Genomic DNA, 14802 nt, shown 5'->3' with positions numbered 1-14802 from the left:
GCCCTCGTGTTGCTGCGATTAAGATAAAACAGAGTATTATCGAAAAAATAGAGGGGATATTCAAATTTTTCTTGGCAAAGCAATATAATATGATGACAAAAGTACCAGGTTTGACGGCAACTTGGCGCAAACCGTATACTCCTGGCACTGTAATGTTTGAGTTGCTTGTTATTTTAGTCCTCAAAAGTGGGTTTAGCATGATCACTTCTTTTCATATTAAAAATTTTCGGGTGTTCAAGACGCTTGATATTCAGCGTTTCGGGCGCGTAAATCTGATTGTAGGTAAAAATAATGCCGGCAAAACCTGCCTGCTGGAAGCCTTGTGGCTTTACACAGGAGATGTAGCACCTGAAATTTTGCGCAGCATTCTTACGCAGCGTGAAGAATTCTGGCAAAATAAAAACGAATCCAGCGATGCCAACCATCCGATATATCATCTTTTTCACCAGCATAAAGATTCAGAAACTATTGAACTATTCGATTGTTTCTTGCGTCATCTTGAAGGTGTTAATGAATATGAAGAAGAGTGTTATGGATATGATCTGAAAATGAATAATAAATTTCCTGGAAAAAATACTTTTGTAACGGAGTATGCTGGGCCAGGAGGGATAATACGCAATGAAACCCTTTTATCCGAATTGACACCCTACTTGATGAGTGAATATCGTTTCACTGGAAAAACGCATTTTCTATTTACCACGCGCTTTGTTTCTAAGCAGATAGAAATATTATGGGATCAGATTGTATTTACAGCATTTGAAGATACGGTTATTCATGCTCTGCAATTAATAGACCCTGAAATTGACCGTTTTGGACTGATACGCAATCATACCAAAAACGAAGAAATTGAAATGATTCCGGTTGTATTTCGTCAGGGGCAGCGCGTCCCCTTGCGGCAACTCGGTGATGGCATGACCCATTTATTTCATATCATTTTAGCACTGGTCAATGCGCAAAATGGTACTTTATTGATTGATGAATTTGAGAATGGCTTGCACTGGCGCATACAACCACAAATTTGGGCTTTAATTTTTCAACTGGCGGAAGAACTCAAGGTACAGGTATTTGCCACCACCCATAGCCGGGATTGTGTAGAGAGCTTTTATGAGGCATGGATGCTACAGGCTGATGAAAGTATCGGGAGTTTTTTACGTTTGAATAATCCACCCGATAAAACTGTGTTTGTGACTGAATATCCAAGAAAAAGATTAGGCAATGCCTTGACAACAGATGTGGAGATGCGCTGATGTCTTCAAATTGTAAATATAAAGGCTCCCAAGTGTTGCTGGTAGAAGGAAAAAATGATTGCCATGTCATTATGGCCTTGTGCGAAAAATACAACCTAAAAGAAAGTTTTGGTTTATATGAGTGTGGTGGTGATGAAAACTTATTATCCCGTTTAGATGCCTTGGTTGAAGAACAGGATATTAATACGATTGGTGTAGTATTAGATACTGACATCCTGGAAAAAATACCAAACCTTGCCGTCCGCTGGCAACAGCTTGCAGGTATTCTAAGCACTTTTGGCTATAGCCTGCCCAAAGCGCCTGAAGCTCAGGGTACGGTGCTTGAAACATTAGAAAACCACCCTCGCATAGGTCTCTGGTTCATGCCCAATAATCACGATCCAGGTATGTTGGAAGATTTCCTCATGCCATTGGCTGAGACACCAACACTGGAATACGCGAAATATTGCGTTACCCAAGCCGAAGCTAAAAACTTAACCCGTTTTAAGCCTGTGCATCGCAGTAAAGCCATACTACACACCTACCTGTCCTGGCAAGATGAACCCGGCAAACCACTGGGGCAATCGCTTACTTCTCATGCACTCCAACATGATCATGAAATTGCCAGCAGCTTTGCCAATTGGTTAAACAGACTCTTTAATTCATAAGGAAAATCATGGGACTGACGGATTTAGTCAAAAATTTATTCAGCAAGGAACAGCTTGTAGAAAGCTCACAACTGAGTTACCAGGTACAGGATCAAGGACTCACGTTACAGTTTCCTGAACAAGACTGGGAACAAGCCAAACGCGGTGCTGGCACTGATTTGGTATTACACCAGTTTTTACGGATGCAAATGCTGCTGGAAGAAGGTATCGCCCAAGATTTGCCCTGCGGTATTTTCTTAGCCCCGGCAGATGCCGCCGCGCTGGATGCCGACAGCCGTTATATTTTTAACCTGCCCGCGCCTTGGCCGGGTGCCATGCAATTGCAAATCAGCGGGCGTTCCACTGAAGACAGTTTTGCCTTGCAATTAAATTTACGCAGCCAGGATGATGAACTCATCCGTTATTACCAGTTTGACAGCCCTTTGCTGCAACTCAGTGAGACTGAAATCTATCTGCCAGATGCCCTGCAATGGGATGCGCTCAATACCATCGCCGAACACCAGCATTCACCACACCAGGAATATGACAATCTCGCTGCGGTTAACCGTTTGATTAGCGCAAGTAAAGCCGGTCTGGATTTGGATTGTGCCGCATTTAATGATTTCCAGGTTTGCGCGCCGGACAAAGTTGGCTTGGCGGTTGAAGTGCAGGCCGATGGCAGTCTGGAACTCATGCCAAGCTTTGGCGAGGGCTTGGATCAGACCTTAGTCGCCAAACGCCTGGGACAATTACATCCCGATGGCAAAGCACAAAGTCTGCGGGTTGGCAAACAACTGATTTTGCTGGATGAGCCACGCTTAAAAGCCGCTCATGAGATTATTCAAAAACGTTATATTCCGCTATCCCAGCGCAGCAAGTTTTTTGCTGCGCCCGGCTCATTTTTAGATGCCGACTTAATCCATTTGGATAATGGTTTTTCTTTGCGCGTAAAAGGTGCTGGCCCCTTTCAACAAGCCTATTTTGGCGAAACCGGTGGTAATGAAATTCAATGGTTCCAGGCTGGTGCCGCCGCAGGCACAGAAATGGATGCCCTGATTGAAAACTGGGAAGATAGCCCTGCGCTGGTTGCCCCGGAAGCCTTGTCTGAGGTTATTAGTGACCTGCCCACCCTGGCAGACTTTCGCCAGAGTCTGGCTGATGCACAACAAACCAATGCATCCTGTGTCCACGTTGAAGGACGGCAGGTGGATATTTCCGATCCCGTCACGGTATTAAAAGCGGTCGAAGAACTGGAAGTTGAACTACAAAACGCTGCTGAAGAGCAAACGGAAGACACTGGCCCCATCGCCATTGATATTCATCTCAATGATATGGAATCTGATTTTGGCGAAGAATTGCAACCACCGCCAAAAGGTATACGCAGCAGCACAGAAATTGATTTTGCTGAATACAGCCGTACCCCCTTTCCACATCAGGTCGAAGGCATACGCTGGATGCTGGCCTTAGCGCAAAACCAAGGCCAGCCGCTAGGCCCCAAACAAAAAGTCGAAGGCGCGCTGCTGGCAGATGACATGGGCCTGGGTAAAACCTATATGACTATCGTTGGCATCCGGGAAATTCTGCGGCACACCCAGTCTGAAAAACCCGTGCTGGTGGTTGCGCCGCTGAGCCTGCTGGAAAACTGGAAACGGGAAGTTGAAGACACTTACAAAACCCCTTTATTTGAGCGTATTATCACTTTGCAGTCGGATGGTGACTTGCCCCAGTACCGTATTGAAGGCATGGGTGTAGAAACCAAAGCGCCATTGCAGGAAGAAACAGCAACCCCAATTGCAGAACCTGATACCGATATACCACCCTGGGAAGACTTGCCGGAAATCCTGCAAGAAAACACCAGCACAGCCGTAGAAGACGAACCCCAGGAAACAGCAACGACAACAGCAACGACAACAGAAACTGAAACCGAAGCCGAAGCCGAAGCTGAAGCTGAACAGGATTTTTATCCACCCTGCTCACTGAAAGTTGGTTTAATCTGGGAAGAACAGCGTCTGGACTTACCGCGCACGTTGGTTTTAACCACCTTTCAAACCCTGCGCGATTACCAGTTTTCACTGGCCTCGGTCAACTGGTCTATTGCCGCATTTGACGAAGCGCAGAACATCAAAAGCCCCAATACGCTGCAAACCCGTGCCGCCAAAGCCTTAAACGCCGACTTCAAACTACTGATGACAGGCACCCCGGTAGAAAACCACCTCGGAGAATTCTGGTGTTTGTTTGATACATTACAGCCCGGTTTTTTAGGCTCTTACCAGGAATTCCGCCAAAACTACATCAAACCCATCTTAAAAGCACCCAAGGAAACCGCCCAGGAGGTGCGCGAAGAAATTGGACAGGCGCTGCGGGATACAGTCGGCGGCTTTATGCTACGGCGTATTAAAGAAGACCACCTGAAAAACCTGCCAAAAAAACACATAATTCTGGGTGATTACAACGCGGACGGTGATTTTATTTTTGATGAGCGCATCAGTTGCGAAATGGCGGGAGAGCAGCGTCTGCGTTATGAGGAAGTGGTCGATGTTACTATCGACAAAATGGAAGCGCAGCAAGGCGTGGGTACGGCCTTATTAGGCTTGCAACAATTGCGTGATGCCTCCCTGCACCCGACCTTATTACAAGGTGTGCCGGAACTGCCGCAAACGCCGGAAACCATGCGTGTCTTTTTGAACCAATCGGAAAAAATGCGCCTGCTGCTGGATATACTCGATGGCGTCCGCGAGCGTGAAGAAAAGGCGCTGGTGTTTGCCGTCAATAAACGCTTGCAGGAAATGGTCGCGCTGGGCGTGAGCCGTATTTATGGTTTATCAGTGCCGATTATCAACGGTGAAACCAAAGCCGTGAGCAAAAACCCCAACAATCCCACCCGCCAGGGACTCATTGACCACTTCCAGGAACAACCAGGTTTTGGTGTCATGTTGATTTCCCCGGTTGCGGCAGGCGTGGGCCTGACCATTACCGCCGCCAATAACGTCATCCACCTGGAGCGCCACTGGAATCCCGCCAAAGAAGCCCAGGCTACTGACCGCGCCTACCGCATCGGGCAGAAAAAAGACGTCAATGTCTATATCCCAATCCTGACCCACCCTGATTTTGACTCTTTTGATGTCAATCTCAATCGCTTATTATCCGGCAAAACATCCTTAAAGGATGCGATTATTGTGCAGGAAGAAATCAAAACGGAAGAACTGGCGGGCAGTGGCGTGTTTCAAAAGCGGGAATCAGCTTAGGAATGGTCAGTAAATAACGGTTGAGAAAAAATAATGATATTGTTATTTGACGGTGATTCTCCTACAGGGAACCGCCGGACATACACAAGCTACTTAGGAGTGAGAATTTTATAACTTCAGCAACCTGGCTGGTCTTTTTCTCCATTTTCTGCGTTGTGAAAACAGTTACATAGCTTGCTATGCGCCTGTTTTCATGCCTTGAAAATAAATAAAAATCCTGCGCCCAGTTTCTGCACTTATTTCATCCTTACTCCTTAACCGCCAACCGTGCTGTCACACTACGCGCAGCAGTATGGTTGGCAGCAGGTTAGCTTTGTTGGTGGAAGCCCGATTAGCCGTTGCATGGCTAAAAACTGCTTCCACCTCAAACCAAAAATAACCGGGTTGCGTAGCATTAATTATAATTTTGATGGTATTATAAAGTTCTATACTGATGTTATGTAACTCGCTTTGCTTTGGAAAACTCATTGTGAAGCGTTTGCGTAACGCCAGCGATTTATAATAATACGATAAAGTCATAATAGATGTGAACCTGAGGGCTTGGCACAGGTTGTAAAATCTGGGGGGGCGCTTGCTCAATTATCATGAGCATTGGAGAGTAAACGCTCAGGAACAAGGATAAAAAACAAGTCAAACATGTTCCTTATTCTGTTTCTTATAGCGCAGCAGGCAAAACATCGACAAGGAGGATAAAAGGATGTTGATATTAACAAGGCGTGTTGGGGAATCGCTGATGATAGGCGATGATGTGACCGTAACCGTATTGGGTGTTAAAGGTAATCAGGTGCGCATCGGCGTCAATGCACCAAAAGAAATTGCTGTACACCGAGAAGAAATTTATCAACGCATTCAACAAGAAAAAACAACGGCTGAAAACAATGAACCTGCAACTGGATCATAATGAAGCTCATTACCAAATCCAGGCTTATCAATCTCAGGAATATGTGAAAGTTAATGGCGAGCACCACACGCAAAGCCTGTTAGTCAGTCCGCAACGCCTGGAATTCTGGACACCGCAACAATTTGAGCAGTTAACGCCATCACATTTCAGCGCATTACTGGACTGGCAAGCTGAATTGCTTATTTTTGGCTCTGGTAGTTGTTTTCGTTACCCACCATCACATCTGTTGCAAGCTTTGATCAATGCCCGTATTGGTGTTGAAGTCATGGATACCGCAGCAGCATGTCGCACTTATGGCCTGTTAGCCGCAGAAGGACGTAATGTACTTGCTGCGTTATTGATTGTCTGAGGAGTCTTAGCATGAATCATAAAAAACACTTGCCTTTATACTTGTTTTTATTGGGGTTTAACCTTGCCGGGAGCAGCATCGTACTGGCTGATGAAGAGGAAGATGCCGAAGAAATACAGGAAAACCTGGAAACACTGCTGGAAGACAAGGAATGCTCAGAATGTAATCTAAAAGGCGTTAAGGTCAAAGCTAAAAAGAAAAAAAATCGCCTGAACTTTAATGAGGCTGATTTATCCCAATCAGATTTGCAGGGTGCAAAATTTATCCGGGTCAACCTCAAAGAAGCCAATTTTGAAGGCGCAAAGTTACAAGGTGCCAAATTCTTAAAAGTGGATTTACGCGAGGCTAATTTTGAAGGTGCCAATTTAGCGGGGGCAAAATTGCGTGGCGCGGATTTACGCGGTGCAAATTTTACCAAAGCCAATTTGCAGGGTGCGGACTTATCTGAAGCCAAACTCAAAGAAGCCAATTTTGAAGAAGCCGATGCCACAGGCGCAGAGTTTCAATTTGCGGATTTAACCGGCGCAACGCTGACTAAAGCCAATTTTGATAAAGCACAACTCAGTAATGCGATTTTAACGGGTGCTGAAATTGAAGATGCTTCATTTAAGGATGCCGAAGTCACTGGTGTGATTCGAGCTAAAGACGATTAATTGGATTTAAAGAAAATGCTTGAACAGAAAACCGAGCAACGTCTTTTAGTGAAAGACTGCATAGAAAATATCCAAGATATTAATGAACTTTCACGTTTATTTTTCCGGGAACTGTTTTTGCGTGATATATCGCTGGAACGAGTGTTTCCCGGCGGTGTTGAGGTATTAAATCGTAAGTTTTCCAATATGCTGAACATCCTGAAAAATGTTAAGCACCTGGAAAAAATCCAGCCTTCTCTGGCACGTATGGGTGAGCGCCATCTGATTGATTACGGTGTACAACCGGAATATTTTGATACCGCACAAGCCGCCTTGTTAAGCGCTCTGGACAGTAATCCTGAAATTGAGATGGATACAGCTTTACGCGAAGCCTGGCAAGCTGTTTTTGCTGATGTGGCAGCCTTGATGAAACAGGCCATCGCACAGGTAGAGCGGCGTAAAGTCCACCGTGATATTAGGAATCTGGCTGATAATACGGATTTGCTGGAAAAAATTGGGGGCAAAGATAAGGTCACTCAGGTGCATCAACGTTTTTATGACGTGATGTTTGACCACGACTGGCTGGGGCAGTTTTTCTTTGGCAAATCCAAAGAATCACTGGTGATGAAACAAACCCAGTTTATGGTTGCCGCCTTTGGTGGCGAAAACCAATATCGGGGGGATACCCCTGCTTTTATCCATATGCACATGTTCATCACCGATGAAATTGCTGATTTACGCCAGAATATTCTGTGTCAGGCGATACTGGATGAAGGACTCAGCCCTGAAATTGCGGAACGCTGGCTGCAAGTGGATGACAATTTTCGCAGCAGTATTGTCAAAAAATCAGTCAATGAGTGCGTACTGAAATGTTCCGGACAAATGCCGGTAGTGGTAAAAAAACCAAAAAACGCATAATTTTATACAGCTAACCCCAGTGGGGCTTGGGCACTGTCTAAAACAAATCCTGAGGATCGACATCCAGCATCCACTGTATCCCTTTACGATGCGGGTTATCAGTCAACTGCGGCAGCCATTGCTGAAGCAAGTGATGCAAAGCGGCGCGCTGCCTGGTCTGGATGAGTAATTGCGCGCGATGTAAATCCGCGCGGCGACTTAAAGGTGCAGGTAGTGGCCCGAAGAGTTCCACGGGATTTGAGGTGGTGACAGCACTGGCTTGATTCATGGCATGACTTAAAAAAGCTTGTAAGTTATTTTCATCGCGGTGCTGCGCGCGTAGTAGCGCCAAATAGGTATAAGGCGGCAACTCTGCTTCGCTGCGCTCTGCCAGTGCGGTGTCAGCAAAAGCGCCGTAACCTTGTTTTAACAAAGCTTGCAGCAAGGGGTGGTCGGGATGATAACTTTGTACCAGCACTTCTCCGGGTAGTTCCGCGCGTCCAGCGCGTCCAGCGACCTGAATCAATGCTTGAGCTACCCGCTCACCCGCACGAAAATCCACGCCAAACAATCCGCCATCCATGTTAATGACACCCACTAAGGTGACATTAGGGAAGTGATGGCCTTTTGCCAGCATCTGTGTACCCACCAGAATATCCACCTTACCACTGTGTACCTGTTCCAGCAGGTTCTCCATATTGTGTTTGCCACGGGTGGTATCACTGTCTATACGCAGAATCCGGGCTTTGGGAAAATACCCTTGCAAGCTTTGTTCAAGGCGCTGCGTACCTTGTCCCAGGCAGCGTAGCGCAGTTTTTTGACAACTGGGGCAATGTCTGGGCAACGCGATTACCATGCCGCAATGATGGCAAGCCAGTTGTTTATTGTGCGCATGGTAAGTTAAATGCGCGCTGCAATGGCGACATTCGGCAACCCAGCCACAATCATGACACATCACCGTTGGTGCGTAACCGCGGCGGTTGATATAAATCAGGCTTTGCTGGCCCAAATCCAGGCGGGTCTGAATGGCTTTAACCAGCGGCTGAGACAGGCCGTCATAGGTTTTATGTACCCGCAAGTCTATCAGCTTATAATCAGGGGGCTTTGCACCGCCTGCGCGCTCAGGTAAATGCAAACGCTGATAACGCTGTTGCTGGCTGTTATAGAGCGTGTCCAATGCGGGTGTTGCAGTGCCAAGTAACACCGGACAAGCGGTTTGATGGGCGCGCATGACCGTTAAATCGCGCGCTGAATAGTGCAGGCCGCCTTGCTGCTTATAACTGTTATCGTGTTCTTCATCAATAATAAATACAGCAGGGCGCAACAGTGGCGTCCAGGCTGCTGAGCGGGTGCCAATCACAATGGGGGCCAAACCATCACGTGCCATTAACCAGGCTGATAAACGCTCCTTATCCGTCAACCGGGAGTGCAAAATGGCAATCGGCACATCAAAACGGCGGGTAAAACGTGACAGCATTTGCGGCGTGAGGTTGATTTCCGGCACCAGCAACAGTGCTTGCTGACCCTGCGCAATGACGTGCTGAATGATTTGTAAATAAACTTCAGTTTTACCGCTGCCAGTGACGCCGTCTAACAAATAAGCCTGAAACTGGCCCAGTGCGCCGCAAACCTCATCAACTGCGGCTTGTTGTGCAGCATTTAATGCCAGTGCCACAGTTTTGGATTGAGTCGTATCGTTGTGGGTGTTAAGCAGGCTATGCAAAGGCTTGGCAAAACGCTTGGCCTGAATCAAGCCTTGTTGTTCCAATCGCTTTAGCGTGGCTGGTGGTGTCGGCGCAGCCAGTTGGATCATGGCGTTGCTTAAACCTTCCGGGTATTGTTGCAGGCATTGCAATAAAGCGCGTTGGCGCAAGGCTCTTTTGGGCAAGCTGTCAATCTGGCTTTCCCGCCCTTTTTCTGTCGCACACCATCCGGGTAAGTCTGGCAAAGCCGCAACTTCACCGCGATTAAGCAAAGACGGTAGCAGGGTTTCCAGCACCTGTCCTAGCGGATGGTGATAATAATTTGCTGCCCATTGCGCCAATTTTAAGATATCAGTGGGAATAACCGGCTTATCATCTAGCACAACTTCTGCGGCGCGTAATTTATCCAGTGCCACCTGAGTATGCGTAGCCACCTTAATGAGTACCCCGGTACGTGTGCTAGAGCCAAAAGGCACACGCAAACGCATCCCGGCCTGCCAGTTATCGCTTGCCGCTTGTGGTGGCGGCAGATAGTCAAATAACCCTGGCAAGGGGCAGGGAATTGCAAGCTGTAGAATTGTATCTGTACAAATCACGGGCATCAGGTTATGTTATAGCTCTCTGAAAATAAATAACTGGTGTTACGTATTGTAAAAAATAGTGACTGCATAACATCAGATAATAAATAGTTATACCACCATCTAAAATGAACTTTTTCAAACGCTACAACCAGATCATGACGGTAAGTTTTATATTGTTTGCGATGATTTCGCTGACATTATTTTATTTCCAATTCAGTGCCCACTATTTGCATGAAAAAACCGCATTACACAGTTTATTTATGGATCGTCTGGGGCAATTAAACCATAAAATGAAAACCAGCGTTGAAATGCTGGAAGGTATACGCATTAGTGCCAATTATTTTTTGGAAACCCATCCGCGCTCCCATTTTCTAAATGATGGGCTGGAAGAGGGCTTATTTTCACAATTACGCATACAGCCTGGAGAAATAAAATCAGGAGAAATGCCTGCTTATGCATTAGATCAGGTCTGCCCCCCTTACTCACAGGATAAGGTGGGGAATTTAACCGGCAGTGGTTCATTAACTGAGCGCAGCGCAGATTTCTATCAGGAAATTAATATGGCTTTGAACCTGAATACCCTATTCCAGGTCGCGCAAAACAGCCTCAGCAATATGACTTGGGCCTATTATATGTCAAAGCGCTATTTCATCAATCTATATCCCTGGATTCCCAGTCAGTTTTTCAAATTTGATAGCCATTATTATCAACGTGATTTTTACACGGCAGTATTACCAGAAAATAATCCACAAGCGCAGGCCTTATGGAGTCAGGCTTATATGGATGAGGCCGGAAAAGGCTTAATGGCAACCTATTCCGCGCCAATTTACGCGCCACAAGATGAAGGCGGGGAATTTCTTGGGGTGGTGGCATTAGACACCTCTTTGAATATGCTCAAAGATTTTGTGCAAACTGCCAGTAATAACAGTTTTCTGATTGTCAATCAGCACGATCAGTTATTGGGGCATTCCACAATGGCAGGCAGCAGCACGCAAACAATTAAAACCTTGAAGACAGGTTTGCCTGCCGTGCTGAGGCAACCCGTCACGGATATATTATTACAGCCTACGCAAACATTTTTATCCCAAGGCGATTATCTGTATTTATCACAGTCGTTACAACATGTACCCTGGCATTTAATTTTATTAGTACCTAAACATCAATTGCTGGTCAAATCCCTGCGCCAGAGTGACTGGGCTTTTTTGTTTTTATTGCCTGCTTTAATTATTTTAATCATGATCAGCGCCGGGTTGATTCGCCGCGAATTTATTACTCCGGCAGGTTTACTGGTGCAGCATATTGAGGATCAAAGTCACTCGCCCAATACTAAAATTCCTGATGTGCCTGATGAGTGGATGTTGTGGTTTGTCAAAGTCGCGCATACTTTCCATGAAAATCACCATTTACTAAATCACCTCAATGCACAGACTCAGGTGCTGGAAAAGGCGAAAAAAACGGCTGAAGAAGCCAATCAGGCAAAAAGCCATTTTATAGCCAATATGAGTCATGAGTTACGCACCCCGCTTAATGCGATTATTGGTTACAGTGAAATGCTGGCAGAAGAAGTGGGAAATCAGGATTTACAACAAGATGCCATGAAAATCAGTCAGTCAGGACGGCATTTGCTGGGACTCATTAATCATGTATTGGACATTTCAAAAATTGAAGCCAATCGTATGGAATTATTTCTGGAAGATTTTTCTGTAGAAGAAATGTTACAGGATGTTTATAGCACCATGCTGCCAATGGCTGAAAAAAATCATAATGAATTGCTACTGGATATACCGACGGATAATAATTTAGGGCAAATGTACTCCGATCTCACACGGTTACGACAAATCCTGCTGAATTTACTCAGCAATGCCTGTAAATTCACCCAGCAAGGCCGCATCCAGCTTATTGTACGAAGACAACGGTTTGAGCGCCAAAACCAGTTGCATTTTACGGTCAGTGACAATGGCATTGGTATAAAAGTTGAGCAATTAGAAAAAATATTCACACCTTTTACTCAGGCAGAAGCTTCTACTACCCGCAAATATGGTGGCACGGGTCTGGGGCTGGCGATTACACACAGTTTTATTCAGATGATGGGAGGGGAGATTGAAGTCACCAGTGTCCCCGAACAAGGTTCCAATTTTAAGGTGACTTTACCCGCAATGATTCGTAAAGTGGTGCAAAATCAGGTGACATCTTATGATGCCAGCCCGCATTAATCCGCTTTGATAACAAACACTTCCTGTACCATTTGATACTTCTCCAGATAACGGGCAATACGGGTGAAAGTGGCTGTTTCAGGCGTATCTGGATGATCCGACAAGGCCACCTCAGGTGCCAGCATCGCACCAAACATCAGTTTTAAGGGGTTCACCTCAACAGCCTGTGCTTGAAAATAGGCTTTGGCATTGGCTTTTAACTGCACTTTATCAGCGGTCTTATAAATTGCGGCATTTAATAAATCCAGTACATATTCAGTACAGTTTTGAAATTGCTGGTTAAAGGGATTGGCAATAATCGAATAGCGGGGATTGTGCAGTTTCTGATGCATACCTGCCTGAATATCTTGCAGTAAACGCTGTTGCAATTTGGGAACGGGAATGATGATGCCGGTTTCCAGCAAATAGCTGTCAGCAAAAAAATCTACCGGAAAATTAATCACGATTTCACTGCGATCAGTTTGTTGGTTTTTTTGATACAGATTATAAATCGCATAACCTGGAATTGTATCACTGGCTTCTGTCGTAATCTTTGAGTACACTGCAAGTGCGGTATGGGTATATTGAATACCCGCTGGTAATTGCTCACGGGGGCGTCCTACGCGCGACAAAATAAAAACCCGCGCGCCTTTTTGCCCCAGTTTCTTTTCGACTTTTTTAGCAAAAGCACTAATTTGCGCAACAGTGAAATGCGGCTCATTGTTTGCCGGGTTATTACTGGCAAATAGTGTGGCGGGCAGCCAGAGGCAGCAAAAAAAACAGATAAGTTTATTATTCACTGATGTGATACAACTTGGCATATTTAATTAAACTCGACAACAAGTAGCCGCTGCCAGCAAACAAAATAATGGTGGCACCTGCGGGTAAATCCGGGCTGTAAGCCAGCATCAGGCCGCCACCGGTAAATATTATGCCGAGCAAAACCGCAAACCCCATAATGCGGGGTAGAGAATTAAAATGTTGACGGGCAATTGCCGCAGGCAAAGATAACAAAGCAATGACCAGTATCAAACCGACCAATTGGATTAATAAGACCACTGTTAATGCCACCAGACACAATAGCAGCAAATAAAATACTTCAACCTTGATGCCGCGCAAACGGGCAAATTCTTCATCAAAGGTAACCGCAAGAAACTGTTTATAAAACAGCAATACAGTTGCCAGAATCAGTATATCCAGAACCAGCATGAGATACAGATCTTGCTGCGTAACCAATAAAATATTGCCAAACAAATAACTCATGAGATCGGTGTTATAACCGGGGGTTTGGGAAATAAATAAAATCCCCACTGCCATGCCAATCGCCCAGATAGCACTGATCAGGGTATCTTCATTTTCCTGCCAACGCAGTTTAATCCAGCCAATGAGCAGGGCGGAAAGAATAGCGGCGATCAATGCACCGATGATTGGCTGCCCCTGAAAATAATAGGCCAGCCCCATACCGCCCAGTACGGCGTGCGCTATACCACCGGCCAGAAAACTGATGCGTTTAACCACGACATAAGTCCCCATAACACCACAACCAATACTGGCTAATACGCCGCCCAGCAAGGCATGTTGCAGAAATGAAAATTGCACTAAGGCTTCAAAAAAATTCATGATGAGGTATCAGTGGGAGTTAGTCGGTGTAGGGCAATGATGCGGCATCCCTGGGTGTTGATGATGAATTGCGCGTACTGCACCACCATATAAGTTTTCTATGGATTGTGCATCCAATCCCCCTTCCAGTGCATCGGTATGATGGCACAACAAAGTTTGATTCAAACAGGCAATCTGATCAACATAACCGGAAATAAAACCAATATCATGTGAGACCACCAATAAGGTCAAGCGCTGATTCAGGGTTTTCAGCAGTTCAAAAATATCTTCTTCAGTGCGCATATCAATATTGGCGGTGGGTTCATCCAGTATGAGTGTTTTTGGCTCACAAGCCAGCGCCCGCGCAATTAATACCCGCTGCAATTGTCCGCCAGATAAGCTGTTAATTGGGCGCTGTTTCAGATTTTCAATTTGTGCTTCCTGCATCACTTGCATCGCAATCTGTTTATCCTGCTCACGATACCCCCCCCAAAAACGGGTTTGACCCAGGCGTCCCATTAATACCACTTCTTCTACGGAAACAGGGTAATCTCTGGGAAACAATGCAAATTGTGGTACGTAACCAATTTGCAAACACCCCTTCTCAGGTGGCAGGCCATGAATTTTGATGTGTCCCTTGTCTGGTTTTAATAAACCCAGAATTAATTTCAGTAAAGTGCTTTTACCACCACCATTAGGTCCAACCAGTCCGACAAATGCCTTATTTTGTGCAACAAAATTTACATTTTCAAGGATCTGCGGGCCATTGTAAGTAAAAGAAACCTGCTCTACATGAATGGCAGCTGTTTTATCCATTGATTACTCATCTT

13 protein-coding genes are annotated in these 14802 nt (G+C 45.6%); 8 read left to right on the top strand and 5 right to left on the bottom strand.

All coding sequences use genetic code 11. The annotated features are described in order from the left end of the window. Positions 1-197 precede the first annotated feature (197 nt). From QUF61_RS10750 to QUF61_RS10740, 3 genes are read left to right on the top strand one after another with little or no spacing between them, the layout of a single operon-like run. The gene (locus QUF61_RS10750; RefSeq protein ID WP_289681656.1) at positions 198-1247 is read left to right on the top strand and encodes an AAA family ATPase; all 1050 of its coding nucleotides are present in this window, start codon (positions 198-200) and stop codon (positions 1245-1247) included. After that, complete coding sequence (locus QUF61_RS10745; protein WP_289681655.1) at positions 1247-1894, top strand: DUF3226 domain-containing protein; 648 nt, start codon at positions 1247-1249, stop codon at positions 1892-1894. The genes QUF61_RS10750 and QUF61_RS10745 overlap by 1 nt, the downstream gene beginning before the upstream one ends. Positions 1895-1902: 8 nt before the next feature. After that, entirely contained in the window at positions 1903-5118 is a 3216-nt protein-coding gene (locus QUF61_RS10740) for a DEAD/DEAH box helicase (protein ID WP_289681653.1), read from the top strand. A gap of 273 nt (positions 5119-5391) precedes the next feature. On the opposite strand, the gene QUF61_RS10735 is transcribed toward QUF61_RS10740, so the two are convergent. Continuing rightward, entirely contained in the window at positions 5392-5637 is a 246-nt protein-coding gene (locus tag QUF61_RS10735) for a hypothetical protein (protein WP_289681651.1), read from the bottom strand. Between the two features lie 178 nt (positions 5638-5815). On the opposite strand from QUF61_RS10735, the gene csrA reads away from it, so the two are divergent. From csrA to QUF61_RS10715, 4 genes are read left to right on the top strand one after another with little or no spacing between them, the layout of a single operon-like run. Further along, positions 5816-6019, top strand: a complete 204-nt coding sequence (csrA, locus tag QUF61_RS10730; RefSeq protein ID WP_103921010.1) for a carbon storage regulator CsrA — start codon at positions 5816-5818, stop codon at positions 6017-6019. After that, complete coding sequence (locus tag QUF61_RS10725) at positions 5997-6368, top strand: Mth938-like domain-containing protein (RefSeq protein WP_103921011.1); 372 nt, start codon at positions 5997-5999, stop codon at positions 6366-6368. Before csrA ends, QUF61_RS10725 begins: the two co-directional genes overlap by 23 nt. An 11-nt stretch (positions 6369-6379) precedes the next feature. Further along, complete coding sequence (locus QUF61_RS10720) at positions 6380-7021, top strand: pentapeptide repeat-containing protein (RefSeq protein WP_103921012.1); 642 nt, start codon at positions 6380-6382, stop codon at positions 7019-7021. Between the two features lie 15 nt (positions 7022-7036). After that, on the top strand, positions 7037-7918 hold the full coding sequence (locus tag QUF61_RS10715; protein ID WP_103921013.1) for a globin domain-containing protein: 882 nt from the start codon (positions 7037-7039) through the stop codon (positions 7916-7918). Between the two features lie 37 nt (positions 7919-7955). Here the strand turns inward: QUF61_RS10715 and QUF61_RS10710 are convergent, their stop codons facing one another. Further along, positions 7956-10202 carry a primosomal protein N' gene (locus QUF61_RS10710; RefSeq protein ID WP_289681649.1) on the bottom strand — a complete coding sequence of 749 codons (2247 nt, stop codon included), beginning with the start codon at positions 10200-10202 and terminating at the stop codon, positions 7956-7958. Positions 10203-10306: 104 nt separating this feature from the next. Here QUF61_RS10710 and QUF61_RS10705 point away from each other — a divergent pair, with 104 nt between their 5' ends. Then, entirely contained in the window at positions 10307-12394 is a 2088-nt protein-coding gene (locus QUF61_RS10705; RefSeq protein ID WP_289681647.1) for an ATP-binding protein, read from the top strand. Here the strand turns inward: QUF61_RS10705 and QUF61_RS10700 are convergent. The 3 genes from QUF61_RS10700 to QUF61_RS10690 are packed head-to-tail and all read right to left on the bottom strand — an operon-like array spanning position 12391 to position 14788. Continuing rightward, positions 12391-13173, bottom strand: a complete 783-nt coding sequence (locus QUF61_RS10700) for a DUF2145 domain-containing protein (RefSeq protein WP_286019442.1) — start codon at positions 13171-13173, stop codon at positions 12391-12393. The two genes, QUF61_RS10705 and QUF61_RS10700, sit on opposite strands and share 4 nt — an antisense overlap. Beyond that, entirely contained in the window at positions 13166-13993 is an 828-nt protein-coding gene (locus QUF61_RS10695) for a metal ABC transporter permease (protein WP_103921016.1), read from the bottom strand. Before QUF61_RS10695 ends, QUF61_RS10700 begins: the two co-directional genes overlap by 8 nt. 9 nt (positions 13994-14002) lie before the next feature. Further along, on the bottom strand, positions 14003-14788 hold the full coding sequence (locus tag QUF61_RS10690) for a metal ABC transporter ATP-binding protein (protein WP_103921017.1): 786 nt from the start codon (positions 14786-14788) through the stop codon (positions 14003-14005). Between the last annotated feature and the right edge of the window lie 14 nt (positions 14789-14802).

It is taken from the genome of Candidatus Venteria ishoeyi, assembly GCF_030378065.1.
Lineage (GTDB): Bacteria > Pseudomonadota > Gammaproteobacteria > Beggiatoales > Beggiatoaceae > Venteria > Venteria ishoeyi.
Note: the sequence above shows the minus strand (reverse complement) of the source record. Positions and strands in the feature narration are given on the sequence as shown.

What these genes read in the sequence shown, in the direction of transcription:
- QUF61_RS10705 (WP_289681647.1), top strand. Translation starts at nt 10,307, where the DNA reads ATGAACTTTTTCAAACGCTACAACCAGATCATGACGGTAAGTTTTATA.
- QUF61_RS10690 (WP_103921017.1), bottom strand. Translation starts at nt 14,788, where the DNA reads ATGGATAAAACAGCTGCCATTCATGTAGAGCAGGTTTCTTTTACTTAC.
- QUF61_RS10695 (WP_103921016.1), bottom strand. Translation starts at nt 13,993, where the DNA reads ATGAATTTTTTTGAAGCCTTAGTGCAATTTTCATTTCTGCAACATGCC.
- QUF61_RS10750 (WP_289681656.1), top strand. Translation starts at nt 198, where the DNA reads ATGATCACTTCTTTTCATATTAAAAATTTTCGGGTGTTCAAGACGCTT.
- csrA (WP_103921010.1), top strand. Translation starts at nt 5,816, where the DNA reads ATGTTGATATTAACAAGGCGTGTTGGGGAATCGCTGATGATAGGCGAT.
- QUF61_RS10740 (WP_289681653.1), top strand. Translation starts at nt 1,903, where the DNA reads ATGGGACTGACGGATTTAGTCAAAAATTTATTCAGCAAGGAACAGCTT.
- QUF61_RS10745 (WP_289681655.1), top strand. Translation starts at nt 1,247, where the DNA reads ATGTCTTCAAATTGTAAATATAAAGGCTCCCAAGTGTTGCTGGTAGAA.
- QUF61_RS10725 (WP_103921011.1), top strand. Translation starts at nt 5,997, where the DNA reads ATGAACCTGCAACTGGATCATAATGAAGCTCATTACCAAATCCAGGCT.
- QUF61_RS10710 (WP_289681649.1), bottom strand. Translation starts at nt 10,202, where the DNA reads ATGCCCGTGATTTGTACAGATACAATTCTACAGCTTGCAATTCCCTGC.
- QUF61_RS10715 (WP_103921013.1), top strand. Translation starts at nt 7,037, where the DNA reads ATGCTTGAACAGAAAACCGAGCAACGTCTTTTAGTGAAAGACTGCATA.
- QUF61_RS10720 (WP_103921012.1), top strand. Translation starts at nt 6,380, where the DNA reads ATGAATCATAAAAAACACTTGCCTTTATACTTGTTTTTATTGGGGTTT.
- QUF61_RS10735 (WP_289681651.1), bottom strand. Translation starts at nt 5,637, where the DNA reads ATGACTTTATCGTATTATTATAAATCGCTGGCGTTACGCAAACGCTTC.